At 61.8% G+C, this 26,284-nt stretch carries 24 protein-coding genes; 10 read left to right on the top strand and 14 right to left on the bottom strand.

What is annotated here, in order from left to right; translation table 11 throughout:
• Window positions 1–17 precede the first annotated feature (17 nt).
• Window positions 18–341, top strand: a complete 324-nt coding sequence (gene ftsB, locus JAB1_RS17620) for a cell division protein FtsB (RefSeq protein WP_010400534.1) — start codon at window positions 18–20, stop codon at window positions 339–341.
• A 340-nt stretch (window positions 342–681) separates the two neighbouring features.
• Here the strand turns inward: ftsB and JAB1_RS17615 are convergent, their stop codons facing one another.
• The 5 genes from JAB1_RS17615 to JAB1_RS17595 form a co-directional block, all read right to left on the bottom strand.
• The gene (locus JAB1_RS17615; RefSeq protein ID WP_070281210.1) at window positions 682–960 is read right to left on the bottom strand and encodes a hypothetical protein; all 279 of its coding nucleotides are present in this window, start codon (window positions 958–960) and stop codon (window positions 682–684) included.
• 152 nt (window positions 961–1,112) lie between these two features.
• Window positions 1,113–2,243 (bottom strand): glycerophosphodiester phosphodiesterase, encoded by a 1,131-nt coding sequence (locus tag JAB1_RS17610; protein WP_070281208.1) that lies wholly within the window; start codon window positions 2,241–2,243, stop codon window positions 1,113–1,115.
• Window positions 2,243–4,654, bottom strand: a complete 2,412-nt coding sequence (locus JAB1_RS17605) for a TonB-dependent receptor (protein WP_254672146.1) — start codon at window positions 4,652–4,654, stop codon at window positions 2,243–2,245. Before JAB1_RS17605 ends, JAB1_RS17610 begins: the two co-directional genes overlap by 1 nt.
• Window positions 4,655–4,792: 138 nt before the next feature.
• The gene (hslO, locus tag JAB1_RS17600) at window positions 4,793–5,773 is read right to left on the bottom strand and encodes an Hsp33 family molecular chaperone HslO (protein ID WP_070281206.1); all 981 of its coding nucleotides are present in this window, start codon (window positions 5,771–5,773) and stop codon (window positions 4,793–4,795) included.
• Window positions 5,774–5,777: 4 nt separating this feature from the next.
• Window positions 5,778–6,302 carry a gamma carbonic anhydrase family protein gene (locus JAB1_RS17595; protein WP_070260363.1) on the bottom strand — a complete coding sequence of 175 codons (525 nt, stop codon included), beginning with the start codon at window positions 6,300–6,302 and terminating at the stop codon, window positions 5,778–5,780.
• Window positions 6,303–6,508: 206 nt separating this feature from the next.
• Between JAB1_RS17595 and JAB1_RS17590 the strand changes: the two genes are divergently transcribed.
• From JAB1_RS17590 to bamC, 8 genes are all read left to right on the top strand, one after another.
• Window positions 6,509–7,384 carry an alpha/beta hydrolase gene (locus tag JAB1_RS17590; protein WP_070281838.1) on the top strand — a complete coding sequence of 292 codons (876 nt, stop codon included), beginning with the start codon at window positions 6,509–6,511 and terminating at the stop codon, window positions 7,382–7,384.
• Between the two features lie 90 nt (window positions 7,385–7,474).
• Complete coding sequence (locus tag JAB1_RS17585; RefSeq protein WP_070281204.1) at window positions 7,475–8,308, top strand: 3',5'-nucleoside bisphosphate phosphatase; 834 nt, start codon at window positions 7,475–7,477, stop codon at window positions 8,306–8,308.
• Between the two features lie 132 nt (window positions 8,309–8,440).
• A complete protein-coding gene (gene htpX, locus JAB1_RS17580) occupies window positions 8,441–9,325 on the top strand; it encodes a protease HtpX (RefSeq protein ID WP_070281201.1) in 885 nt (294 codons plus the stop codon).
• Window positions 9,326–9,363: 38 nt separating this feature from the next.
• Window positions 9,364–9,987: an L-threonylcarbamoyladenylate synthase gene (locus JAB1_RS17575; RefSeq protein WP_034783341.1), complete on the top strand. Its 624-nt coding sequence runs from the start codon at window positions 9,364–9,366 to the stop codon at window positions 9,985–9,987.
• A gap of 196 nt (window positions 9,988–10,183) precedes the next feature.
• The gene (locus tag JAB1_RS17570) at window positions 10,184–10,861 is read left to right on the top strand and encodes a site-2 protease family protein (RefSeq protein ID WP_034783349.1); all 678 of its coding nucleotides are present in this window, start codon (window positions 10,184–10,186) and stop codon (window positions 10,859–10,861) included.
• A 42-nt stretch (window positions 10,862–10,903) separates the two neighbouring features.
• Complete coding sequence (locus JAB1_RS17565; protein WP_070281200.1) at window positions 10,904–11,476, top strand: class I SAM-dependent methyltransferase; 573 nt, start codon at window positions 10,904–10,906, stop codon at window positions 11,474–11,476.
• An 84-nt stretch (window positions 11,477–11,560) separates the two neighbouring features.
• A complete protein-coding gene (gene dapA / locus JAB1_RS17560; RefSeq protein ID WP_034783351.1) occupies window positions 11,561–12,439 on the top strand; it encodes a 4-hydroxy-tetrahydrodipicolinate synthase in 879 nt (292 codons plus the stop codon).
• 80 nt (window positions 12,440–12,519) lie between these two features.
• Window positions 12,520–13,713 carry an outer membrane protein assembly factor BamC gene (gene bamC, locus JAB1_RS17555; RefSeq protein ID WP_070281198.1) on the top strand — a complete coding sequence of 398 codons (1,194 nt, stop codon included), beginning with the start codon at window positions 12,520–12,522 and terminating at the stop codon, window positions 13,711–13,713.
• 292 nt (window positions 13,714–14,005) lie between these two features.
• Here bamC and JAB1_RS28855 read toward each other — a convergent pair whose 3' ends face one another.
• Window positions 14,006–14,260 carry a hypothetical protein gene (locus tag JAB1_RS28855; RefSeq protein WP_034783358.1) on the bottom strand — a complete coding sequence of 85 codons (255 nt, stop codon included), beginning with the start codon at window positions 14,258–14,260 and terminating at the stop codon, window positions 14,006–14,008.
• Window positions 14,261–14,614: 354 nt separating this feature from the next.
• A complete protein-coding gene (locus JAB1_RS17550) occupies window positions 14,615–15,736 on the bottom strand; it encodes a cupin domain-containing protein (RefSeq protein ID WP_034783359.1) in 1,122 nt (373 codons plus the stop codon).
• A gap of 93 nt (window positions 15,737–15,829) precedes the next feature.
• Between JAB1_RS17550 and JAB1_RS17545 the strand changes: the two genes are divergently transcribed.
• Window positions 15,830–16,375 carry a peptidylprolyl isomerase gene (locus JAB1_RS17545; protein WP_034783360.1) on the top strand — a complete coding sequence of 182 codons (546 nt, stop codon included), beginning with the start codon at window positions 15,830–15,832 and terminating at the stop codon, window positions 16,373–16,375.
• Window positions 16,376–16,565: 190 nt separating this feature from the next.
• Here JAB1_RS17545 and JAB1_RS17540 read toward each other — a convergent pair whose 3' ends face one another.
• From JAB1_RS17540 to JAB1_RS17510, 7 genes are all read right to left on the bottom strand, one after another.
• Window positions 16,566–17,603: a hypothetical protein gene (locus tag JAB1_RS17540; protein ID WP_070281196.1), complete on the bottom strand. Its 1,038-nt coding sequence runs from the start codon at window positions 17,601–17,603 to the stop codon at window positions 16,566–16,568.
• Window positions 17,600–20,302, bottom strand: a complete 2,703-nt coding sequence (gene mutS / locus JAB1_RS17535; RefSeq protein WP_070281194.1) for a DNA mismatch repair protein MutS — start codon at window positions 20,300–20,302, stop codon at window positions 17,600–17,602. Before mutS ends, JAB1_RS17540 begins: the two co-directional genes overlap by 4 nt.
• 239 nt (window positions 20,303–20,541) lie before the next feature.
• Complete coding sequence (locus JAB1_RS17530) at window positions 20,542–21,099, bottom strand: hypothetical protein (protein WP_139144596.1); 558 nt, start codon at window positions 21,097–21,099, stop codon at window positions 20,542–20,544.
• Window positions 21,096–23,336 carry a serine/threonine-protein kinase gene (locus JAB1_RS17525; RefSeq protein ID WP_070281190.1) on the bottom strand — a complete coding sequence of 747 codons (2,241 nt, stop codon included), beginning with the start codon at window positions 23,334–23,336 and terminating at the stop codon, window positions 21,096–21,098. Before JAB1_RS17525 ends, JAB1_RS17530 begins: the two co-directional genes overlap by 4 nt.
• Window positions 23,337–23,538: 202 nt before the next feature.
• On the bottom strand, window positions 23,539–24,861 hold the full coding sequence (locus JAB1_RS17520) for an aspartate aminotransferase family protein (RefSeq protein ID WP_070281189.1): 1,323 nt from the start codon (window positions 24,859–24,861) through the stop codon (window positions 23,539–23,541).
• An 80-nt stretch (window positions 24,862–24,941) separates the two neighbouring features.
• Window positions 24,942–25,829 carry a MurR/RpiR family transcriptional regulator gene (locus JAB1_RS17515; protein ID WP_070281187.1) on the bottom strand — a complete coding sequence of 296 codons (888 nt, stop codon included), beginning with the start codon at window positions 25,827–25,829 and terminating at the stop codon, window positions 24,942–24,944.
• A 44-nt stretch (window positions 25,830–25,873) separates the two neighbouring features.
• Window positions 25,874–26,158, bottom strand: a complete 285-nt coding sequence (locus tag JAB1_RS17510; RefSeq protein ID WP_070281185.1) for a hypothetical protein — start codon at window positions 26,156–26,158, stop codon at window positions 25,874–25,876.
• Window positions 26,159–26,284 lie beyond the last annotated feature (126 nt).

The raw sequence follows: 26,284 nt of genomic DNA, 5'->3' as shown, positions 1-26,284 counted from the left end.
TTTTAACTGAATGCCCCATGCGCCTGATTACGCTCGCCCTGGCAGCCCTGCTGCTGTTGATACAATTTCCCCTCTGGCTGGGTAAAGGCGGCTGGCTGCGTGTTGCCGACATGGAAGCCCAAGTGGCGGTGGCCAACAAGAAGAACGTAGAATTGAAGGCGCGAAACGCCAAGCTCGAATCCGAAGTGCGCGACCTGAAAGATGGAACGGGCGCCGTCGAGGAGCGTGCCCGCTATGAGCTGGGCATGGTCAAACAGAATGAGATTTTCGTGCAGATCGTGCGCAAGGGCCAGACCCCGCCACTGCTGGAAACACCGGTGGACGCTGCTGCGCCACATTAAGACAGTACTAACTTCCCACTTGCCAGCCTGGACCGATTGCCAGGCTGACATATCACATGATTACCTTGTACCTATTACCTTGTGCTGCTGCACACGCATGGCGCGGCGTGCTGCTACTGCCTTGCTGCTGACTGATCAGAAACGGGCCTTGCCGGTCGTGATCAGGTAAAAATGGATGCCGGTGACCACGACGGCCACTGCGATCAATGCGGTTTCGAGAAACATCATAAAAATTCCTTGTTAATAATTAGTTAGCTTAAAAAACGTCCAGGGCCAGGCGCCAAGCCGCAGACAGTACGCAAGTACGGCGAGGCGCAGGCAACGTTGCCATGAACTTTTTTTAACCGCGCGACGCCAGGAAGCGCAGTTCGGCTGCCAGATTCGGCATCAGCTTTTCGTAGCGGTTCGCTTCCGAGTTCAGCAGGGCGAAATCGCGCTTGCTTGGACGCACATAGCGCTGTTCTTCATCGGTGACGCTGCTGGCGATGACTTCCTTTTGCGCCAGTTCGCTGTATGGCTTGGAAGCGAGCAGGGCGCCCAGGAAGGCGCGCGTGGCGCGGCCCAGGTTGCTGAAGTAGTTATCGTTGTTGTTGCTGTAGGTGTTGGTAAAAGTGGACATATGCCCTCCATGAATGGTCTGTTGTTGCATTGCACAATAATGGAGTTTGCGATATGCGTCCAATTTCAAATTCCAATTTCAGAAATTCAAGAAACGCATAATAAGGGCGTAGCCATCGGCCACGCCCTGAAAATGAATTTGTTACGAAATGTTTATCCGACGGCGATGCGTCCCAGACCCGGATCGTCGCTGAAAAAGCCGTCGAGTCCCGTCTCGATATAGCGCCGCATTTCCGCCACGGAACCGGCCTCGTTGCGCGCATTCTCGCCATTGCCGTCGCGGAAGTCGGCCGCCAGGAAACGGTTTTCCGGACGGAAGGTCCACGTGTGCAGCAGCAAGCCCGCCTGGTGCGCATCGTCGACGATGGAAGAGGGTTTTGCCAGCCGCTGGTCGGCGCCCAATGGGATGACGCCCCGCGTGGGCGGCGCCACCACGTCCGCGTAGGCGGCGATGTCGCGCAGGCCGGCCGGCGTGATCATCTGCCCGAAGGTCAGCTTGCCGCCCGCCTTGGCCACGTCCATCGGGCGCACATCGCCGCCCACCACCAGCTGCATCAGGCGCACGTTGGCGCGCCGTCCCAGCTTTTCGCGCAGGTATTTCAGATTCGCCACTTCGAAGGACTGGATTTCGATCGGCGCGCGGCGCGTGTACTCGTGCGCCAGCATGGTCGACAGGAAACGGTCTTCCAGCGCCAGGCCCGCATCGCGGAAGTAGGTCGAGCTTTTCAGTTCCGGCACCAGGCCGATGATGCGCCCGCTGGCGGCCGATTGCGCTGCAACAAAATCGATGATTTCTTCCCACGTCGGGATCTGGAATTGTCCATCGTATAAGGTGTTGCCGGTGCGTACTTTCGGCAGCCGCTCGATGGCGCGCAGGGTTTTCAGTTCGGCCAGGGTGAAGTCGTCGACGAACCAGCCTTCGTGCCATTCGCCATCGACCAGCTTCTTGCCGCGCCGGCTGGCAAACTCGGGACGGCGCGCCACGTCGGTGGTGTCGATCAGATTGCTTTCATGGCGCGCCACGAGGATGCCGTCGCGCGTGGCCACCAGGTCCGGCTCCACGTAGTCGGCGCCGTCGAGGATGGCCTTGGCGTACGACGCCAGCGTGTGTTCAGGGCGCAGGGCGCTGGCGCCGCGGTGGGCGAAGACGAGCGGACGGCTTGGTTTTGTTTCCAGCAGGCCGGCCGCGAAGCCCGGTGCGGCGGCCAGGGCCAGGCCGCCGGCGGCCGCCTGGACGAAGCTGCGGCGCGAAAAGTGACGCTGGGGCAGAGCGGGCGCGCGCATCAGAAATCCGCCGTCAAGGTCAGGAAGCCCTGGCGCGGGGCGATGGGGAAGGTGTTGTACGTCTTGTCGGCCGCGCCCACGACCACGTTCAGCGCGCCTTCGCGGTTGGCCAGGTTGCTGACGTTCACTCTCCAGCGCGGATTTTTCAGCCAGCCGGCCATGGCCGGCAGCTTGCCCGACACGCCCAGGCCCATCAGGAAATAGCTGGGCACGGACAGATCGTTGGTGTACGTCGCGTAGCGCTTGCCCACATAGTCTCCCGTCAGTTGCACTTCGATATCGCCAACCGTGGCGGAAGCGACGAACTTGTTCAGCCATTCCGGCGAGCCTGGCACGTTCTTGCCCGCCGTCAGCACCAGCGCGGCGCCATTGTTGTAATTGTCCGCGTACTGCGAGCGGTTGTACGAGAGGGCATTGTAGAACGAGAAATTGTTGCCAAAATGGACGGTGCCCGCGATATCGATGCCGTCCGTGCGCACGCTGCCCACGTTGGCCAACACGGGGTTGCCACCGATGATGGAGGAAATCACGGGCGTCGGGCTGATCTGCAGCAAGCGGTTGCTGAAATCGACGTGGTAGACGTTGACCTGGCCATCGATGGCCGTGATGGCGCCCAGGTTCAAGGCGTGGCTGCCGCGCACGCCCACTTCATAGGTGAGGGCGGTTTCCGGCTTGGCATCGCGCTTGAACAAATCAAACGCGGCCTGGCTCGACAAGCTCCACGGCGAGGCGCCGCCGCCGCCGTAGGTGACGAACTGGCGCATGTTTTTCTGGATATTGAAGTACAGCTGGTCTTGCGGCGTGAAGTCCCAGCGCGCGCCCACTTGCGGCAAGAACCATTTTTTCGTGTTGATGGTGCCGACCGGCAAGGCCGTCGAGCCGCCGGAAATGGCGCCCTTGGCCGGCTGCACGGGGAATTGGCCATCGGCAAACTGCAGGCTGGACTTGAAACCGGCCTGCAGGGCGATATCGGGACGGATGCGCCACTCATCCTGCAAGTGCAACTGCACCACCTTGTTGTCGATTTCGCTGCCGTATTGCGTGATCAAGGGATTGCTGGGGCGGTCGTACGGCGAAGTCGGGTTGTTGACGTCCAGCGCATACCAGCGGCGGTAGGCGGACGAGCGGTTCTGTTCCAGCCACAGGCCCGCTTCCAGCTGGTGCTCGCCGATTTCCTTGCGCAGGGTGGAAATGAAGCCGCCGCGCTTGATGTCGTATTCCGTCGTGCGCACGGCGTAGCCCGAGTTGCCGAAGACTTCCTTCAGGTTCTGCTTCGGGTAGTACACGCTGAACAGGCCCGGCAAGCCGGCCACGCCGATGGGGCCGGCTACCACGCCCGCGCCGTCGTCCTTGTGGTAATACACCTGGTTCGACCACGTCATGCCTTCGGACAAATTGGCGTCGAACTTGGCGTAGGCCAGGTAATCGGTGCGCTGCGCATCGCTGTAGTAATTGCGGTAATTGTTGCCATCGGCGGCAGGCGTCGCGCCCGTCGGCGACAGGTAGTTGAGGGCCGCCTTGAAATCCGGATACAAGAAGGGACGCGTGTACGGCGCGCTCGTTTCGCCGGCCACATGCACGGTGCTGTCCTCGTTCGGTTCGATCTTGTCCGAGTAATTGAAGAACAGGGTCAGCTTGCCCGCCTCGCTGCGGTTGACGTACTTGGCGTTGAACTGGTCGCCGCCCTGGCGCGCATCGAAGTCCCAGGCGCGCGCTTCGTGGTGCAGGATGGAAAAATAGGCGCTGCTGCCGTCGCCGAAGGCGCCCGTGTCGTAGCGGGCAAACGTGCGCGAGGTACGGTGGCTGCCCACCGTTTGCTGCACGCTGGCGCCCTGCGTGGCCAGCGGGTCGCTGGAATAGGTTTCGATGGTGCCGCCCAGGTTGCTGGTCGACGCCGTGGCCAGGTCGCCCGCGCCCGAGGACAGCACGACGCTGCGCACGTTTTCGCTGATCACGGCGCGCTGCGGCGACAAGCCGTTGTAGTTGCCGTACTGCTGGTCGCCCAGCGGCACGCCATCCATGGTGTAGCCCAGTTGTTGGCCGGAAAAGCCATGCACGAAGAGCGACAGGTTCTGCTCGTTGTTGCCCCATGGATCGGCCGTCTGGAAGCTGACGCCGGGCAAGGTTTGCAAGGCTTTCAGGGGATTCGTGCCGGGCAGGATCTTCTGGATTTCATTCTTGCTCAGGGCGACGGAAGAGCGCGTCTTGCGCGAGGAAATCTCCACGGTGGTGATCGGGGCATTGTCGTCGGCAGCCGGGGCGGCAGCGGCCATGTCGGTGGCGGCGGACGCCACGGCGGCGGCGACGGCCGTTTGCGCCAGGGCCGGCAGGCTCAAGCCCGCGGCGCAAGCGCCCAGCAACACGTGGAAGGAATGGCGGCGCAGGGCCAGCGTCAAGTGGGTGGTCATCATCAGCCTGTGGAAAGTGGGAAGTAATACAAGCTGCGCAGCGTAACGGCGGCGCGTGACGGGCTGATGACGAACTGATGACGGGAAGATGACAGTAGAAACAATTGCGCCGCCTGAGGGGCGGCGCGGAGATTATTACAATTAGTTAATGCTGGCGGCTGGCGGGATGAGCACTTCGGCCGGCGCATCCGTGATGAACAGTTGCGCGCAATCGACCTTGTCGAACTCGTAGTGCTGGCCGCAGAAATCGCAGTTTACGCCCACTTGCCCCACTTCTTCCAGGGTGCTGTTGACTTCTTCCTCGCCCAGCATCTTGAGCATATTGCCCACTTTTTCGCGCGTGCAAGTGCAATGGAAGCTCGGGTGCAGCGGGTCGAAGACGCGGATCGTTTCTTCCCAGAACAAACGCTGCATCAGGGTATCGATGTCCGTCGACAGGATTTCCGCCTCTTTCAGGGTCGACGCCAGCATCACGGCGCGGTTCCACGTGTCCAGCGCATCTTCTTCTGACACGGGCGTCGCTTCGGCCTTGCCGCCATGGTGTGGCAGCTTTTGCAGCAGCAGGCCGCGCGAGACGGTGTCGTCCGTGGCCAGCCACAGGCGCGTATCGAGCTGTTCCGAGCGCAACATGTAGTTTTCGATCACGGTGGCCATGTCGTCGCCGTCCAGCGGCACGATGCCCTGGTACGGTTGCTGGCCGGGCACCTTGTCGGCTGGGTCCAGGGTGATGATGAAGCGGCCCTTGCCCGTGGCGTTGAGCAGCTGCGGCACGGTGGCCACGTCGGGAATCGTGGCGTCCGGGTCCAGCTTGGCCGTGGCGCGCAGGCGCAGGTCGGAATCGCACTCGACCACCATCAGGCGCACGGGACCGTCACCGTGGATTTGCATGATGATGGAGCCGTTGAATTTCAGGTTGGCCGACAGCAGGGCGGCGGCGGCCACCATTTCGCCCAGCACTTTTTTCACGGCCGTCGGGTAGGCGTGGCGCGACACCACTTCCTGCCAGGTGCCGGAAACGTCGATGAACTGGCCGCGCACGGCGGCGTTGTCGAAAATAAATTTTTGCAGGGTATCCTGGCCGGTAAGGGCTGCGCTGACTGCGCCCGTGGTTTCAGTCGTCATTCTTTTATCCAATCTTCTTGAGTTGCGTATTAAATAGCTGGCCGCGTTGCACATAGTTCACGGCGTTGCCTTGTAGCCTGGTGATATCGTCTGCCGTCAGGGCCCGCACGGCTTTCGCCGGTGAGCCGATGATCAGCATATTGTCGGGAAATTCCTTGCCTTCCGTGACCAGCGCGCCCGCGCCGACCAGGCAGTTCTTGCCGATCTTCGCGCCATTCAGGATCACGGCCTGAATGCCGACCAGGGCGCCATCGCCGATCGTGCAGCCATGCAACATTGCCTGGTGGCCGATGGTGACGTTCCGGCCGATGTCCAGCGGGTAGCCCGGATCCGTATGCAGCACGGCGCCTTCCTGCACATTGCTGTTGGCGCCCACGGTGATGCGTTCGTTGTCGCCGCGGATGGTGGCGCCGAACCATACGGACGTATTCGCTTCCAGGGTCACCTTGCCGATCACATTGGCCGTGTCGGCAACAAAAGCGGAAGCATCAATCAGCGGCGCATCGGCGCCCAATTGGTAGAGTGTCATCGTTAGCCTGTGGCGGTGGTGGAAGCGCCGGGCACGGCCGGACGCGGAAGTTTTGCGCTATTTTACGCTGTTGCAGGGCAAGTCCGAGCGCCGGGCGTTAATCCGGTATAATTATCGAACGGTCGTACTTTTATGCGCGCCCTATCTACAGACACAGCATGTGGCGCCATCTGCGCCACTTTCAAGGCAGGCATCCGATGAAACCCATGAAACTTTCCCGTTCCGAATTCATCAACATCCGCGGCGCCCGCACGCATGTGCGCCACTGGGGCCGCGAAGGCGCACCCATCCTGTTCATGGTGCATGGCTGGATGGACGTGGCCGCCTCGTTCCAGTTCGTCGTCGACGAGTTGCAGGGCGACTGGCATGTGATCGCGCCCGACTGGCGCGGCTTTGGCCTCAGCGACTACACACAATCGGATACCTACTGGTTCCCCGACTACCTGGCCGACCTGGACGCCATGCTGCTGCACTATTCGCCGGACGCCCCCGTCAACCTGCTGGGCCACAGCATGGGCGCCAACGTGGCCGGCCTGTACGCGGGCGTGCGGCCCGAGCGCATCAGCCGCTTCATCAACCTGGAAGGCTTCGGCATGATGGCCACCAAGCCGGAGCAGGCGCCGGGCCGCTACGCCAAGTGGCTGGACGAATTGCGCGAGCCGCCCGCCATGCGCAGCTATCCCACGCAAAAGGCCGTGGCCGAGCGCCTGCAAAAGACCAATCCGCGCCTGCCGGACGAGCGCGCGGCTTTTCTCGCCGAACATTGGTCGGTGCAGAACGAGGCGGGCGAGTGGGACATCATGGGCGACCCGCAGCACAAGCGCGTCAATCCCGTCCTGTACCAGGTGGAAGAGGTGATGGCCTGCTGGCGCCGCATCACGGCGCCCGTGCTGTGGGTGGAGGCCGATGACACGAATATGTGGCAATGGATGGGGCCCAAGGAGCAGGCGCGCGTTGAGATCGACCGGCGTTTGGCCTGTATCAAGGATGTGCGCTGCGAGATGATGTTGGACGCGGGCCACATGCTGCATCATGACCAGCCGCAGGCACTGGCAAGGCTGGTGGAAGCCTTTTTGGCCTGATGTGTGTCGGGAACGCTGCAGCGCTATTTGACAAGCAGCGTACAATGAAAACTTCTTCCATGCTGAGCCCGTGCAGGGTATTGTTTTCACATGCTTAAAGTCGACCTGCATTGTCATTCGAATATCTCCGACGGTGTGCTGTCCCCCGCCGCCGTGGCTGCGCACGCACGCAAGGCGGGCGTCGACGTGTGGGCGCTGACGGACCACGATGAAGTGTCCGGCATCGCCGCCGCGCGCACGGCCGCGCTGGACCTGGGCATGCGCTTCGTGGCCGGCGTGGAAATTTCCATTACGTGGGCCGGTGAAACCGTGCACATCGTCGGCTTGCAAGTCGATGAAAACAATCCGGGTCTGGTGCAGGGCTTGCACCAGACGCGTTCCGGGCGCGACGCGCGCGGCCGCGAAATTGCCCGCCAGCTGGACCTGGCCGGCATCCCCGATGCCTATGAAGGGGCCTTGAAATTCGTCGGCAACCCAGACCTGATGTCGCGCACGCACTTTGCCCGCTACATCGTGGAAATGGGCAAATGCGCGAACATTCCCGACGTGTTCAAGAAATACCTGTCGGAAGGCAAGCCGGGCTACGTCGAGCACCGCTGGGCTACCTTGGCCGAAGCGGTGGGCTGGATACGCGGCGCGGGCGGCGTGGCCGTCATCGCCCATCCGGGCCGCTACCGCTTCAGCGACATGGCGCAAGGCGTTCTGTTCGATGAATTCAAACAACTCGGCGGCGTGGCCATCGAAGTCGTCACGGGCAGCCACAGTCCGGACCAGTATCCGGAATACGCGCAACTGGCCAACGCTTATGGCTTCCTCGCCTCGCGCGGCACGGATTTCCATGCGCCGGGCGAGTCGCGCGTGGATTTTGCCATGTTGCCGCCACTGCCTGCCAGCGTCACCCCGATCTGGCACGACTGGTTTTAAGGCCGTTGAAAATCTGCTGCGCGGCGCGCCTTGCGGCCGGCGATGCGCCGTCGTGTCGCTGCTTGAAATCTGCGTTAGCGTACATATCTTTTAGTTATTCTTGTTATAAATAGTCATCTGGAGCCATCGCCCATGAAACGTATCGTCCTGTTTATCGCAACCAACCTGGCCGTGATGCTGGTGCTGTCGCTCGTGCTCAGTTTGCTGGGCGTGGGCAATCCGGCACGCGGCAGCACCCTGAACCTGAGCAGCCTGCTGGTGTTTTCACTGGTGGTGGGCTTCACGGGTTCGATCTTCTCATTGTTGATCAGCAAGCCGATGGCCAAGTGGAGCACGGGCGCGCGCGTCATCGACAACCCGACTTCGTCGACGGAATTGTGGCTGGTCAATACCGTGCGCGCCTTGTCCGAGCGGGCCGGCATCGGCATGCCGGAAGTGGCCGTGTACGAGGGCGACGCGAATGCGTTTGCCACGGGCGCCTTCAAGAATTCCGCGCTGGTGGCCGTCTCCACCGGTTTGCTGCAAAGCATGAACCGCGATGAAGTCGAAGCCGTGCTGGGCCATGAAATCGCCCACGTGGCGAATGGCGACATGGTGACCCTGACCCTGATCCAGGGCGTGGTGAATACCTTCGTCGTCTTCATGGCCCGCGTGGTGGGTTTCTTTGTCGATAACGTGCTGTTGAAAAATAACAACCGCGAAGGCGGCGGGCGCGGCATCGGTTACTTTGTGACCGTGATGGTGTGCGAAGTGATCTTCGGCTTGCTCGCTTCCATCATCGTGGCCTGGTTCTCGCGCCAGCGCGAATTCCGCGCCGATGCCGGTTCCGCCAAGCTGCTGGGCAGCCCCACGCCGATGATGCATGCGCTGGCCCGCCTGGGCGGCGTGCCGCCGGGCGAGCTGCCGCAATCGATGCAGGCGCTGGGCATCAGCGGCGGCAATGGCGGCTGGGGCGCGCTGTTCGCCACCCATCCGCCCCTCGAACAACGCATCGCCGCGCTGCGCGGCGTACAATGATGCTAACTTAACAAGCTGGTTCGCCAGAACGCTTACACATGAGTCAATTTTTCCAGATTCACCCTGACAATCCGCAAATGCGCCTGATCAAGCAGGCGGCGCAGATCATCCAGTCCGGCGGCGTCGTGGCCTTGCCCACGGATTCCTGCTACGCGCTGGTATGCCAGCTCGACGACAAGGGTGCCGTCGAGCGCCTGCGCCGCATCCGTGGCGTGGATGAAAAGCACCATTTAACCTTGCTGTGCCGCGACTTGAGCGAGCTGGGCGTGTATGCCCGCGTGGACAACCGCCAGTTCCGCCTGCTCAAGGCGGCCACGCCGGGCGCCTACACTTTCATCCTGGAAGCGACGAAGGAAGTGCCGCGCCGCCTCAGCCATCCTTCGCGCAAGACCATCGGCCTGCGCGTGCCGCAGCACCGCATCGTGCAATGCCTGCTGGAAGAGCTGGGCCAGCCGCTGCTTGGCGCGACATTGACCCTGCCCGGCGATGAAGACAGCCTGACGGACGCCGACACGATCCGCGAGCGACTGGAAAAACTGGTCGACCTGATCATCGATGGCGGCGTCTGCGCGCATGGCCCCAGCACCGTGATCGACCTGACGGGAGCGGAGCCGGAAGTGGTGCGCGTGGGACGCGGCGACCCGGCCGTGCTGGGTTTGTAGGAGATTGCATTTACCTATCTTTACAACACCTGACAAAACCGTAGCGAGCGGAAGGGAGTTGTGGCCAAGAAGCGCGGCTGTGCTTTAGCACAGTGAGCATCGCAGGCCGCAAATCGCGACGCGCAGTAGGTTTTGGCAGGTGTTCTTAATGACAACGTAAGAAAGGGGCTGGGACTGCTCTGGTAGAATCGCGGTCATGAGCGATTTCAATACGATAGTCCAGACCGTTGCGGTCTACCTGGTGCCGGTGCTGTTTGCCATTTCCCTGCATGAGGCGGCGCATGGCTATGCCGCCCGTTATTTCGGTGATCCCACGGCCTCGAACGAGGGCCGGCTGAGCCTCAATCCCATCCGGCATATCGACCCTTTCGGCACGATCTTGCTGCCCCTGATGCTGTATTTCACGATCCAGGTGCCGTTCGGCTATGCCAAGCCGGTGCCTGTCGATTTCAGTCGCCTGCGCAATCCGAAGAAGCAGATGGCCTGGGTGGCGTTTGCCGGTCCTGGCGCCAATTTCGTCATGGGCCTGGGCTGGATGATCGCCTTTGTCGTGCTCAGCGTGATGCCGCCGACGGAAATGGGCATGTTTTTCCGCAAGATGGCGGGCGCCGGCGTCAGCGTGAATGCGGCCATGTTTGTCTTTAACCTGATTCCCGTGCCGCCCCTCGATGGCGGACGCATCATGACGGGCTTGCTGCCGATGCAGTTGGCGCGTCCTTACGCCAGTATCGAGCGTTACAGCTTGTATGTCTTCGGCGCCCTGGTGCTGCTGATGTACACGGGCGTATTGAACCGCGCCTTGCTGGCGGCGATCGAATTTGTCATTGGCATTTTTGTCACCCTGGTCACGCCCCTGACGGCCCTGTTGACTTGATGCAAGCAACTGGATGGACGCAAATAATTGATGGAAGTACCGATGCAAGTAACTGAACCAATATTAGAAACCGAAGCGATTTCCGGCTGGCTGCGCCGCTGGGCGCCCCTGATCCCCGGCGGCGAAGTGCTGGACCTGGCCTGCGGCGCGGGCCGCCACGCGCGCCACCTGGTAAGCCTGGGCCACCCCGTGATCGCGCTCGACCATGATCCGGAAATGCTGGAAAAGGCGGCTGGCACGGGCATCACCACGTCGCTGGTGGACCTGGAAGCGCAGGGCGCCGTGTGGCCTTTCGCTCCCGGCCGTTTTGCCGGCATCGTCGTCACCAATTACCTGCACCGGCCCCTGCTGGAAGCCATGATTGCCAGCCTGGCGCCCGATGGCGTGCTGCTGTATGAAACGTTTGCTGAAGGCAATGAGCAGTTCGGCAAGCCGTCGAATCCGAAGTTCCTGCTGAAGGAAGGCGAAATGCTGACCTGGGCGGTCCAGCACGGCTTGCGTGTGGTAGCGTATGAGGATGGGCGCGTGGAACAGCCAAAAGCTGCTCTGGTGCAACGAATTTGTGCCGTCCGGCCGGATTTTCCACGGTTGGCAGCCCTGCTGCCGACGTTTTGAGCGGCCATACTATGTCAGAATGCACCACAGGCGCGGGCTATCCGCTACAATCGTTGTTTTATTTATCGGCGCTATAAACTTACTATGATCAAGGGCAGCATTGTAGCAATCGTCACCCCGATGCACGCAGACGGCAGTCTGGACTTTCCAGGCCTGCGCAAGCTGATCGACTGGCATATCGCCGAGGGTACGGACGGCATCGTCATCGTTGGCACGACGGGCGAATCGGCAACAGTCAGCGTGGAAGAACACTGCGAACTGATCCAGTTGACCGTCGAACATGCCAAGGGACGCATTCCTATCATCGCCGGCGCCGGAGGCAACTCCACGGCCGAGGCCATCAAACTGACGCGCTACGCGAAAGAAGCGGGCGCCGATGCTGTCTTGCAAGTGGTGCCGTACTACAACCGTCCTACCCAGGAAGGCATGTACCAGCACTTCAAGGCCATCGCCGAAGCCGTCGACATCCCCGTCATCCTGTACAACGTGCCTGGCCGCACGGTTGCCGACATGAGCAACGAAACCATCGTGCGCCTGTCCGCCATCCCGAATATCGTTGGCGTGAAAGATGCGACCGGTAATATCGGCCGCGGCATCGACCTGCTACGCCTCGTGCCGGCCGACTTCGCCGTGTACTCGGGCGATGATCCGACCGCCATGGCGCTGATGTTCTGCGGCGGCCACGGCAATATCTCTGTGACGGCCAACGTCGCGCCGCGCGCCATGCACGACATGTGCGTCGCGGCCATGGCGGGCGAGCGCGCCACGGCGATTGCCATCAATAACAAAGTTTTTCCTTTGCACCAGAAACTGTTTGTCGAGCCCAATCCGGTGCCCGTCAAATGGGCGCTGGCCGAAATGGGCCTGATGCCAGCCGGCATACGCTTGCCACTGGTGCCGCTGGCTGAGAATTGCCATGCCACCGTGCGCGATGCCTTGCGCGACGCTGGCATCCTGTCTTAAGCCGAACTTCAAGCCCGGACTCGACCAGTCCGGACCTTCCCTGATTCCAGCTGCTACTTAGCTTCTTATCCAGTTACGACATGACTAATTGCAAGAAAACCAAATCGGCGCCTGCCACCATCGCCGTCCGCGGCATCGTCATCGGCGCCGTCGCAGCCAGCCTCGCGGGCTGTGGCATGATCAGTTCGGTAGTCGGCGGCGACAAGGTCGACTACAAGTCGGTCAAGAAAGCCGGCACCCTGGACGTGCCGCCTGACCTGACGCAATTGCAGCAGGACAACCGTTATTCCTTGCCGGATTCGAAAAATGGCGTGGCCACGGCTTCCGGCTACAACGCGCAGCGCAACGCCACGGCCGGTACGCCCGTCGTCGTGGGCGCCGACGGCGTGGTGGGTGTCGTGCCGGTCACGGCAGGCGGCGTGAAGGTCGAGCGCGCGGGCAACCAGCGCTGGCTGGTCGTCAAGCAGTCGCCTGAAGTGCTGTGGCCGCAGCTCAAGCAATTCTGGGAAGATTCAGGCTTTACCATCGCCATCGACCAGCCGACGGCTGGCATCATGGAAACAGAGTGGAACGAAAACCGCGCCAAGATCCCGCAGGACTTTATCCGCAGCACCATCGGCAAGGCTTTCGACGGCCTGTATTCGAGCGGTGAAAAAGACAAATACCGTACCCGCGTGGAGCGCCTGGCCGATGGTTCGACCGAGATCTACATCAGCCACCGTGGCGTGGAAGAGGTTATCACGGGCCGCGACAAGGAAACCACCACCTGGACCGCGCGTCCGAACGATCCGGGCCTGGAAGCGCAATTCCTCGCCAAGCTGATGACGCGCCTGGGCGCGGCCAGCGACGATGCACAGGCGAAGACGGCTGTCGATGCCGCCATCGTGCAGCCGCAGCACGCCAAGCTGGTGGGCGACGCCGCCACGCCGGCGCGCGCCATCGAAGTCGATGAAAGTTTCGACCGCGCCTGGCGCCGCGTCGGCCTGGCACTGGACCGCGTTGGCTTCACCGTGGAGGACCGCGACCGCACGCAAGGCACGTATTTCGTGCGTTACGTCGATCCGGATGCCGTCAAGAAAGATGGCTTCTTCTCGAAACTGTTCAGCTGGGGCTCGTCGTCCGACAAGGACAAGGGCGCGCAGCGCTATCGCGTTCTGGTCAAGGCCGGCAATGGCTCGACCAGCCTGGTCAGCATCCTCAGCAACGAAGGCCAGCCGGATGTCTCGCCAGTGGCAGAGAAGATCCTGGGTCTGCTGAACGACCAGTTGAAATAAGTTCGCTGAGTGGCGGCTATCAAAAGCTGTCACACATCATAAAAAAGGCTGGTCCGGTGCAAACCGGGTCAGCCTTTTTATTTTGGGTATGCAATAGGTGTTTGCGACGCCCAGCAAAACCGTGGCGAGCGACAGTGATTGGTGGCCAAGAAGCGTAACCGTACTTTAGTACGGGGGCGCCGAGCCGGTGAGCATCGCAGGCCGCAAAGCGCGGCGCGGTAGGTTTGCTTGGGCGTTTGCCCAATAAAAAAGCCGGCCCGAAGGCCGGCTTTCTTTAGTGCAGGGTGCTAAATTACTTAGCAGCCGATGCAGCAGCCGAAGCAGCCGAAGCAGCGTCGGTAGCGGCCGAAGCGGCAGCCGAAGCAGCAGCAGCAGCGTCGGTAGCGGCCGAAGCAGCAGCGTCAGCAGCAGCAGCTGGAGCAGCTTCAACTGCTGGTGCTGGTGCTGGGGTTTCAACTACTGGTGCTGGTGCAGGAGCTTCTTCTTTTTTGCTGCAAGCAGCCAGAGCAACAACCATCAGGGAGGCGATCAGCAGGGATTTTTTCATTTGTTTTCCTTAATTATTTCAAAAAATAAATCAATATTGTTGCGATGAATAATTACCGGTAATTATCGCTCGTTAGGTCGTCTTCGAAGGCTTTTCGTACCAGGTGGTGCCTGCCAGACAACGGAAACTTCCTAACCGAATATTATAGCGATTTTTGGTGCGTCGCAATAGGAGCAAGAGGCAAATTCGCAACTATTTTGTGATATCGCAATATTTGCCGAAGCAAATTGCAAGCAAGTGTAAGCGATTTGCGAAAGCGCGACAAAACGATATAAAAATAATATGTTTTATTGCGCTAGCGCAGATGCCGATATTCCCCCTGCTGTAATACCACTTTTACTACGCTGCACCCATTCAAGCCAGTTCGATCCAGCCATCCTGATACCAGGTATATAAGGCATCCATCACGTCATCGGAAGCCTGGGCTACGGCTGTGCCATCGAGGGCGCGTTCGTTGGCCAGGGTTTCCAGGGCCGTTTTATCGGCCTTGCCAATGGCAAACGATTCGCCATTGATGAAGACATTCTTGCCACGATACAGCATCAGCGTCTTGCGCGACAACACGACACCCTTTTTCTGTGCGGCGTCCGCGAAGCGGCCCACCGTCAGCGGCTTGGACAGCGGCGTGAAAAACACATTGTGCTTCGGTTCCGACAGGTGTTCACCGAGGAAAATGGTCACATCTTCTTCCGTGAAGCGCACCTTGTTCATTTCTTCCGTGATGGTGCTGAGCATTTCACGGGGGATCTCCGCCGGCTTGCCCGACGCCTTCAGGTCCGGATCGCTATAGATGCCCGGCAAGTCGATCGAGTCGGCCATGAATTGCAGGAAGGCTTCGCCCAGTTCCTGGAACGATGGCGAGCGGAAGCCGATCGAATACGTCTGGCAGTCGCCGATGGCCACGCCGTCGTGCGCGTAGTGGGGCGGCAGGTACAGCATGTCGCCCGGTTCCAGCGTGAATTCTTCGTCGGGCGTGAAGTTGCTGAGGATTTTCAGCGGCAAGCCGTCGATCAGGCTCAGGTCTTTCTGCGCGCCGATGCGCCAATGGCGCTTGCCCTGGCCTTGCAGCAGGAACACGTCATACGAATCGAAATGCGGGCCCACGCCGCCGCCATCGGTGGCGAAGCTGACCATCAGGTCGTCCAGGCGCGCGTCCGGCAGGAAACGGAACTGGCGCAGCAGGGCGTCAGCCTTGGCGCTGTGCAAGTTGGCGCCCTGTACCAGCAAGGTCCATTCCTTCTGTTTCAGCGAGGGCAGGCTGGTCAATGGACCTTGCTGCATGTTCCAGTGGCCATCCGCATGGCTGACCAGGCGCGATTCGACGTGGTCCAGGGTAGCCAGCTCGGCCAGGGCCTTGAAATCGAACAGTGCCTTGAAACCAGGCACGGCTTGACGGATCAACAAGGGTTTTTTATGCCAGTAGTCGCGCAGGAATTGCGCCGGCGTGATATCGCCGAGGAGAGTTAATTTTTTCATGCGCCCATTATAACAACCGGAAATGCAGGAATGCGCCTGCCGTTGGCGGCGTGAAGGTATAATTTGCCAGCTTATACAATGAAAGGAAGCATAATGAAGATTGCCAAAAATACGGTCGTGACTGTCAACTACAAACTGTCAGACGCGCAAGACAATCTGATCGAAGACGGCCGTCAGCCTATGGTCTACCTGCACGGTGATTATGAAAACACCCTGCCTAAGATCGAAGAAGAGCTCGACGGCAAGGAAGTTGGCTATTCCAACACGATCCAGATCGAACCGGATGATGCTTTCGGTGAATACGATCCAGCCCTGGTGAAGGTCGAGCCGCGCAATCGCCTGCCTGAGCCGCTGGAAGTGGGCATGCAGTTCGAAGGCATGCCGGAAAGCGATTCGCCGGACGAAGAAGCGATGATCTTCACGGTCACCGATATCGCCGATGACAAGGTCGTGCTGGACGGTAATCATCCACTGGCCGGCATCGCGCTGCGCTTCTCGCTGACCGTCGCTGACGTGCGCGCAGCCACCGACGAAGAAATCGCCCATGGCCACGTGCATGGCGCACACGGCCATGACCATGGCGATGAAGATGATGAAGGCGAAGAGGGCGATCACTTCCGTACCCACCCTATTCATTAACACCTGACCAAACCTGCTGCGCGCAGCGGGGCGCGGCCGGCGATGCTCACCGTACTCTAGTACGGTTGCGCTTCTCGGCCACGCCGCGCAGCTGCTCGCTACGGTTTTGTCAGGCTTCGTGACGTCTGTTGGGCGTGACGCTGCTTGAATGAAAACAGGCCGGCTACATGCCGGCCTGTTTGCTTATGCGCTAACGGCGCATGGTCGACGCCCTGGCCCTGGCTTGCGCCGATGGCCTGACGGCGCGTTGACGCACCTCAAAGAAGGGCGTCTTGCCGGGCCGTACGGCGATGGCGGCCCAGTCGTTGTTGATGCTGACGTGGCCCAGGTTACCTTTCCAGCTGATCTTCGGCCCGCCTGTTTTGGCTGCGGCTTTTTTGGTTTTCCCCTCCTTGCCATCCGTGTCGCCATCGCGCTGCGTATCGACCAATAACACCTTGCCGCTGAACTTCTTCGCCAGGGTGCGGATCTGCTTGCGCGGTCCGGCAAAGCCGTCCTGTTTCGAACTAAAGCTGGGCAGCAGCGAATTGTCGTCTTCATCGAGCACGCCCGCGTCGCCATCGGAAAACAGCACGATGCCGTCGAGCTGCTTGCGCTGCGCCATGGCGAACAGGCGCTGCAGCCAGGAGCGGTTGGCGACCAGGCGGTCTTCGAATTCGCTGTTGCGTCCCGCTTCTGGCAAGAAATGGTTGTTGTTCGCGGGCAGGTTGACGGTAGCAAACAGCACGCCGCCGTATTCCCAGTGGGCGTTTTCCGCATAGCTGCGGAACTTCGCCGTCGATGACAGCCGCGACAGGGTCAGCTTGCGCTGGCCCAGGCTCTGGTCATCGGCAAAATACACGTCGCGCAGGCGGTTCAGGCGTTCGATGGCGTTGACCCTGCCGCGCGAATTGCGGCAGTTGGCCCAGTCGCTGGCCGACAGCGAGACGATCAGCGGCGGTCCGCTGGCGTCCAGCAAATCCTTGCGCTGGCCATACAGCTTGTCGCTGCACGATTCGCTGGCGGCCTTGATGCCGGTGGCCACGACGAACGAGGCATTGAAGGCGCTGGTGTCGGCGATGGCTTTTTTCAGGGGGCCGTCGTCCGGCCCCGCGTTGAAGGAATGGCCCAGCACGGCAAACTCGAAGCCGGCCTGGTCGCCCGGGACGGCCAGCGCCGCTTGCCATGGCAGGCTGGCAGCCAGCAAGCCGGCGGCCAGCAGGCGTATCGAGCTGCGCCGGCAGGTCATGCGGCGGCCAGCCGTTTCAACTGGTACAGCTGTTCCAGTGCGTCGCGCGGCGTGAGCGCATCGGGATCGAGGTCGGCGATGGCGTCGAGCAAGGCTTGCTGCGCCGCGTTCAGCGCGGCCAGCGGCGCCGCCGCTTCCTCTTCTTCCTCTTGCGCATACGGATCGGCTGCCGGTGCGGCGAACAGGTCGCGCTGCGGCGTGGCGTCGAGCGCCTGCGCTTCCAGGCGCGCCAGGTGCTTGCGCGCCGCCTTGATCACGGGCTGCGGCACGCCAGCCAGTTGCGCCACCTGCAAGCCGTAGCTTTGCGAGGCGGGACCGGCTTGCACGGCGTGCAGGAAGACGATGCTGTCCTTGTGCTCGACGGCGGACAGATGCACGTTGGCGGCGCTCGGGTGGCTGTCCGGCAGTTGCGTCAGCTCAAAGTAGTGCGTGGCAAACAGGGTGAAACTACGGCTCGTGTCGATCAGATGGCGCGCGATGGCCCAAGCCAGGGCCAGGCCGTCGAAGGTCGAGGTGCCGCGGCCCACTTCATCCATCAGCACCAGCGAGTGCTCGGTGGCGCCGTTCAAAATCGCCGCCGATTCCGTCATTTCGACCATGAAGGTCGAGCGTCCGCCCGCCAGGTCGTCGGTGGCGCCGATACGCGTGAAGATGCGGTCGATGGGGCCGATGGTGGCGGAAGCGGCCGGCACGTAGCTGCCCACGTAAGCCAGCAGGGTGATCAGGGCCACCTGGCGCATGAAGGTCGATTTACCGCCCATGTTCGGGCCGGTAATCAGCAGCAAACGGCGCTCGTTGACGAAGCGGCAATCGTTGGCGATGAAGCGTTCGATCTGCTTTTCCACCACGGGGTGGCGGCCTTCGACGATGTTGATGCACGGTTCCTCGACCAGTTGCGGCGCGGCCCAGTTGTGCTGCTGCGCATGTTCCGTCAGCGCATTCAGGGTGTCGAGCTGGGCCAGGCCCTGCGAAATCGTCTGCAGGGTGCCGATGTGCGGCGCCAAGTCGGCCAGCAGCAGGTCGTACAGCAGCTTTTCGCGCACCAGTGCCTTGTCTTGCGCCGACAGGGCCTTGTCTTCGAACACCTTGAGTTCCGGCGTGATGTAGCGCTCGGCGTTTTTCAGGGTCTGGCGGCGGCGGTAGTCGTCCGGCACCTTGTCCGTCTGGCCGTGCGTGACTTCGATGTAGAAGCCGTGCACCTTGTTGTATTCGACGCGCAGGTTGGCGATGCCCGTGCGCGCCCGTTCGCGCGTTTCCAGGTCGAGCAGGAACTGGCCCGCGTTTTCCGACAGCGCGCGCAATTCATCGAGTTCGGCGTCGAAACCGGTGGCGAAGACGCCGCCGTCGCGCACCATCGCGGCCGGCTCCTGCGCCACGGCGCGCACCAGCAAGTCCAGGCACGCAACAGGCGTGGCCAGCGCCGCATGGATGGCAGCCAGCAAACCGGTTTCGCCGCCCTGGCCGCATTGTTCACCCCTATAGCAACGGACCACGTCGCCGCGCAGGGCCGGCAGTTGCAGCAAGCCGTCGCGCAGGGCGGCCAGGTCGCGCGGACGCGCCGACAGCAGCGCGATGCGCGTGGTGATGCGTTCGATATCGGGTACTTGCGCCAGGGTGGCAGCGAGCGGACCGGCCGCTTCGCTTTGCGCCAGTGCGGCGATGGCTTCATGGCGCGCGCGGGCCACGTTCTGGTCGCGCCGCGCATGGTGCAGCCAGTGGCGCAGCATGCGCGAACCCATGGCCGTGCGGCAATGATCCAGCAAGGAGAACAAGGTCGGCGATTCCTGGCCGCGGATGGTCTCCGTCAGTTCCAGGTTGCGGCGCGTGGCCGCGTCCAGTCCGATGAATTCGCTTTCCGTTTCCGTCGTCAGGGAGCGCACGTGCTGCAGACCGCGTCCCTGCGTCGACTGCGCATAGCGCAGCAGCGCGCCGGCCGCGCCAAATGCGGCGCCGAGGCCATCAGCGCCGAAGCCCGTCAAGGTCGCCACGCCAAGTTGATCGAGCAGGGCCTTATGGCCACCCACCACGTCGAAATGCCAGTCCGGCACGCGGTTGATGTGCGTGCCCGCGTAGTCGTCGAACAGGTTGCCATTGTCGCCGCTGAGAATTTCAGCCGGCACGATGCGTTCCAGTTCCTGCTGCAATCGCACGGCCACGGTGTCGCTGTCGCCGGAAAACTCCATCAGCTTCAAAGCGCCGCTGGCCAGCGATAGCCAGGCCAGGCCCGTGGTGACCGTCTTGCGTTGCGTGATGCTGCACATGGCCAGCAGCGGGCGCTCGGCCTTCTCTGGCAGCAAGTCCGCATCCGTCAGGGTACCGGGCGTGACGACGCGCATGACCTTGCGCTCGACGGGGCCCTTGCTGGTGGCCGGGTCGCCGATCTGTTCGCAAATGGCCACCGACTCGCCCAGCTTGACCAGCTTGGCCAGATAGCCGTCCAGCGAATGAAACGGCACGCCGCACATCTTGATGGGGTTGCCACTGGCCACGCCACGCGCCGTCAAGGTAATGCCCAGCAGGCGCGAGGCTTTCTCCGCATCCTCGAAAAACAGCTCGTAGAAATCGCCCATGCGGTAGAAGACCAACATCGTCGGGTGGTTTTCCTTGATGCCCATATATTGGGCCATCATTGGCGTAAGCTTTTCAGCCGAATTCTTCTTTGCCGCGGCGGCGTTGATTTCTTTTGGGACGGTGGTCATGTGTTCTTTGTCGTTGGTCCGGCGGCCGGAAAATGCGTGCCTGCCGGGCTGTGTGTGGTGCTGTGTGCATTCAAGGCCGCGCCAGGGGGCGGAGCTTGGCTTCAAGGCCGTCATTTTACCGCTTTCGGCGGGCGGGGCGGCGTATTGCGTGCGGATGTGAAAAAGCCGCGCCGACAGAGGTCGGTGCGGCCTGGAATCTTATGCGACTGCAAGCAGGTGCCTGTCAGTGAGTGTATGGATTACGTATCGGCGTTGCCGCCCACCGACGCTTCCGGATCAAAACTGAAGACACGCAGTTCTGGCAAGTCTTGCTCGCCTCGAATAATGCGCACGGTCAGTACGAAAGAGAGTTCCCAGCGGCCCTTGCTCTGGCCGACATCAAGATTGTGTTTCCATTCCTGGCGGATGCGACGCAAATCCGGCAAGGCAGGGTCTGGTGGCAGGACATGGGACTCGAAATCGAGGGGCACCGGATAGGTGGCGCCAGCGGCTTGCAGGAAGGGCGACGGCAGCGAATAGCGGGTGGGTACATCGGGGCCGATTTGGGTCAGCTGGGGTACGCTGATGAGGCAGCAATCGACGATTTGGAAGGAGGTGAAACCACTCGCCTTTGTGCCACAGCAATTGACTTCCAGGTAGACGTGCTGACCTTGCTGGAAGTGCACGCCACCCATGTAGGGGCCATGGCGTGGGTCGGCGCTGCCGTCGCAAGAAGTAAATGCATAGTCGAGCTGGTTGGTGATTTGGTCTGCATCAAAATGCACGGATAACTTCATCCAGGGGCTTACAGGCGTCATTTTTTATTGTCTCTTTCCAGGTTGATGAGAAATTGTTGGTAGCGAGCATCTCGCCGTAGTGTCAACAGATCGGGGGCAGATTCGATCAGGTTGAGGGGGTAGCCGCGTTCTATGGCCTGCGTCAACGCCGCTATCGCTTCGTTGCGCTTGCCTATCAACTCATAGGTCAGTGCCGCCCTGAAATGGGTGTCTGGCAATGTGGGCGCTAGCCGGACAGCTTGTACTACGTGCTTGAGCGCATCATCTTGCGCACCCGCATAGGCTGAATATAGTGCCAGCCGCGAATTGATTTTTGGGTCGTCTGGCGAATGGCGTAGCATCACTTGAATCAGCGTAATTGCACGCCGGTAAGAGTCGCGTGACAACTCAATCTGTCCGGGTACCCACCGTTGGGCATCCGCCAGGTTCGCCCATAGCAGGTAGTTACCTGGACTGCCTTTGTCTTCCGAGACAGCATTTTTAAATGCTTGCACTGCACCCAGATAGTCCCCCCTGTTGAACAGGGCATTGCCCAGGTTGGTATACAGTTCCCATTCGGGATGTACCTGCAACCCTTGTTGCAGGACTTGCAGAGCTTCATCGCTGCGATTCAGGCGTTCCAGCGTCGCACTGAGTTGGGCATAGGCGTTGGCTACTTGCGGGTCAATCTGTATGCTTCTCCTGAAGAAATGCTCGGCTTCCTTGTAATTGCCCTGCTTGTAGTTCATCGTGCCCAGCAGCGAAATGAAAATACGATCGCGAGGATAAATGGCAATGGCCTTGTCAAGGATCTCGCGAGCCAGCTCAAATTTTTGTGCATGGATGAGCAGGCGCGCCTTGCCGTACAGGCCCAGCGGATTGTTTGGATCCAGGTTGAGCGCGGTGGTAATTTCCTGCATTGCTTGCTGACGTTTGCCATGGTATTCAAAAACCCAGGCCTGCGCCACATGGGCGAGAGCCAGCTGATCGTCGGCTGCCAAGGCTTGCTTCGCTGCGATATCCGCGCGTTGCAACCAGGTTTCATCCCGTCCACTGCCGAAATAGCGCAAAGTGAAAGCCAGCGACAGGCCGGCATTCGCTGCGGCATGCTCTGGATTGTGTTTCAGGATGCGACTGAAATGTTCGAAGGCCTGTTTCTGGCTGGTATCGCGATCAAACACCCGCAACGCCTCCATCCCCGCCGCCATGCTGGCCATTTCCGAATATGGCGCGGGCGCCTTTTCGCCTGTGACCAACGATTTGACGCCAGGAAGGATATTGGGCAACTGCCATCCTGCCAGCACGGCCAGCAGTGCCACGCCCGCGCCCCATTTTAGGGTGCGCTTGCGGGGCAGGGGCAGGCGGATGGAGACGCTGGCGGGCGGCTCTTCCTTCGCAGGCGGCTCGTCGGCCAGGGGCGCAGCCAAGGTGAGCGGTTCGCCGCGCTGCGCGCCTAGCGCCTCGCGCACGGCGCGCATGGTGCGTGGCCGTTCCGCCGGGTCGTGCGCCGTCATCGCGCGCACGAGGGCGTTGATGGCGGGTGGGACGGAGTCGGGCAGGTCGGGCCAGGCTTCCGTTGCCTGCATGTGGGCGGCGGCCAGGGCCAGGCCGTTCAGGTGGGCGAAGTGGCGCTGGCCGGCCAGCATTTCGTACAGCATGGCGCCCAAGGCATACACGTCGCCGCGCGTGTCGGGCAGGCGGCCCATCAGGCGCTCGGGCGCCATGTAGGCAATCGTGCCCTGCAAGTCGCACAGGGTGGTCGTTTGCGTTGCTTGCGGGTCGATGTGCCGGGCCAGGCCGAAGTCGAGGATGCGCACCTTGCCGTTTGCCTCCAGCATCAGGTTCGACGGTTTCAGATCGCCGTGTACGAGGTCCATGGCGTGCGCCTCGTCCATGGCGTCGGCAATCTGGTAGGCGATGTCGAGCGCGGCTTGCAGGCCAGCCTTGCCGCTGTGCATGAACTGGCCCAAGGTCTGGCCTTCGACCAGTTCCATGACGATGGACTGGCTCGTACCCTGGCCTTCGATGGCGAAAATGCGCACGAAGGCGGCATGCTTGAGCGAGGCGGCCAGGCGCGCTTCATTGATGAGTTTTTCCGGATGCAGCACGTCGGCTTGCGGTTTCAGACGTTTCAGCGCCACGCTGCGGCACAGCTTGGCATCCCAGGCTTCGAATACATGGCCGAAACCGCCTTCGCCCAGCAAGCGGCGCACTTCATAGTGCCCGCTGATCGTGTCGTCTTGCAGTGGGGGCTGACGCAGGGAGTCAAGCAGTTCCATATACCTTGGCTTCAGAGTGCATCAACGTGGGCTTCCAGCATCGAAAAGGGCAATGCGATGTTTGAATGCTCAAGATGATTGATTTTGAGTAACTTCCTGATTTAAAACGATTGTTTAAAATAAGTCAATTAATATTGGCAAGGAGTGAACAAAAGTTGCTGGTCGAGGCCTTGGCGCATTTCTGCCATCGATGCTTGCGCGGCTACCCCACGCAAGCATCGATGGCCGTGCCCAGCTTGTCGACGATTTCATCGACGTGGCTGGCGTCGATGATATAGGGCGGCGCCAGCAGGATGTGGTCGCCATGCAGGCCATCGATGGTGCCGCCCATGGGGTAGCACATCAGGCCGTTGTGCATGGCTTGCGCCTTGATGCGCGCATGCAGGCGGCGGGCAGGGTCGAAAGGCTGTTTGCTGGCACGGTCCTGCACCAGTTCCAGGCCCAGGAACAGGCCGCGGCCGCGGATGTCGCCCACGTGCGCATGGCCATCGAAACGCGCAAGCAGCCGCTCTTGCAGCAAGCTGCCCATGGCGCGCACGTTGAGCAGCAGACCGCGTTCCTCGATCTGCCGCTGCACGGCCAGGGCGGCGGCGCAGGCCGTGGCGTGGCCGATATACGTGTGGCCGTGCTGGAAGAATCCCGTGCCGGCGCGGATGGTGTCGCGGATGTCCTTGGAGACCATCACGGCGCCGATGGGCTGGTAGCCGGCGCCCAGGCCCTTGGCGATGCAGATCAGGTCTGCCGTGATGCCTTCCTGCTCGCAGGCGAACAGGCTGCCCGTGCGTCCCATGCCGCACATGACTTCGTCGAGGATCAGCAGGATGCCATGGCGCTGGCAAATGTCGCGCATGCGCTGGAAGTAGCCGGCGACGGCGGGCAGGGCGCCGGCCGTGGCGCCGACGACGGGTTCGGCGATGAAGGCCATGACCTTGTCCGCGCCCAGCTCGGCGATAGTGTCTTCCAGTTCCTGGCCCAGGCGCGCCACGTAGTCGCCGTCCGTTTCATCGGCTGGCTGGTCGCGCCAGGCGTAGCAGGGCGACACGTGCGTCACGTCGATCAGCAGCGGTTCGAACTGCTGGCGGCGCCAGGCGTTGCCGCCCGTGGCCAGTGCGCCCAGTGTGTTGCCGTGGTAACTCTGGCGGCGCGCAATCACGTGGCGGCGCTGCGGCTGGCCCCGTTCGACGAAATACTGGCGCGCCATCTTGAGCGCGCTTTCCACCGCTTCCGAACCGCCCGAGACGAAATACACGCTGTCGATGCCGGCAGGCGCACGGGCGACGAGGAAATCGGCCAGCTGCTCCATCGGCGCGCTGGTGAAAAACGAGCTGTGCGCGTACGCCATGCTGGCAACCTGCTGCTGCACTGCGGCGATCACGGCCGCATCCGCATGGCCGAGGCAGGAGACGGCCGCGCCGCCGCAGGCGTCCAGGTAGCGCTTGCCGTCGGCGTCGATCAGGTAGGGGCCATCGCCGCCCGTGGCGATGGGATAGCTGGCGGTCAAGCTGCGGTGGAAGACATGGCTCATGGCATCGCTTTCTTATCGGCAAGGGGAAGACCGATTATAGAAGGCGTTGCGCCGCTTGACAACGTTTGATGTATTTGTTTTTAATTTGCATCATTTGATGTTTTTGCGTAGGCGCCCAGCGCCCGCAGCTGGCTTTCCGCCGCACCGATGGCGGTGACGGCGTCGGGCCCCGCGCGCGCCACCAGCAGTTCCACCAGGCTTTCGACGGCGGCGACGCCGGCCACGATGGAGGGGAAGAACGAGGGGCTGTCGACGGCGATGACGATGCTGGCATCGGCTTGCAGGGCCAGCGGCGACAGGGGGCTGTCGCTGATGGCGACCAGCTGGCAACCAGCCCGGCGCGCCGTCTGCGCCACCAGCAGCGCTTCGCTGGAATAGGGCGCGAAGCTGACGACGACGACGGCTTCGTCTGCCTGCAGGGCGCGCAAGTCCATTTCCAGGGTGCCGCCCTGGCCGCTCAGCAGCTGCACGCTGGGGCGCAGCAAGCGGTACAGGTAGTGCAGGGTGTAGGCGATGGGGTGGGCGGCGCGAAAGCCGGCCACATGCACGCGGGGCGCCGCCTGCAGCAGGTTGGCGGCGGCATCCAGGGCGGCGTGGTTGGCACTTTCCGTGGCGGCCAGGTTGCGCTGCTGCACCGTGAACACTTCGGTGACCAGGTTCCCGACCTTGCCGGCCAGCGCGTCCGCCTTTGCCGCATAGCCGGCCGGTGCGGTGCGCAGGCGCTCGACGAAGATGGCTTTCAGTTCCGGCCAGCCGGCAAAGCCCAGCTGTTGCGCCAGGCGCACGAGGGCGGCCGACTGCACCTGCGCGCGCGCGGCGATGCTGCGCATCGATGAGACGGCCACTTCGTCCGGATGGTCCGCCAGGTAGCGGGCGCCGGCCTGGAATTGCGGGCTCAGTTCCGCATGGCGTGCCTTGATCAGGTCCATCAGTGCCGCATAGGAGTCGTGGGGTGTCGCTGCCTGCATCGCCGTGCCTCATGTGATCGGTTGCGGCGATGGTACAGGATTCGTCAGCGCGCCGGTAGCGGCAAGCCTTGCGCCAGTGCGGCCGTGCGCGGGCGCAGGCGGGCAAACAGGTGCGGCCCGGCCGGTTTGCGGCGCGGTCCCGTCGTCAGCACGCGCAGGGCGGTGGGCAGCGGCACGTCGTGGCAGTGCAAAAACAGGGCGGCGGCGCCCGTGCCGGCCATTTCTTGCAAGGCCAGCGCATGCTCGACCAGCGCCGCCGTGCGCATGTCGAGCCGCACCGGGATGTCGGGTTGAAATAATTGTGTGTCGACGTGCCGTGCATTGCGCATGCTGTCCCCGCCGGGTTCGCTAGTCAAGCTGCCAGCATAAAAGCCCCCGGCGGCGCCATTTTGCGTTAAATCAATTCCACTATCGGATAGATTCCGCAAAGAAAAAAACGCCAACCGTTGCCGGCT

The organism is Janthinobacterium sp. MP5059B, from assembly GCF_001758645.1.
Lineage (GTDB): Bacteria > Pseudomonadota > Gammaproteobacteria > Burkholderiales > Burkholderiaceae_D > Janthinobacterium > Janthinobacterium lividum.
Note: the sequence above shows the minus strand (reverse complement) of the source record. Positions and strands in the feature narration are given on the sequence as shown.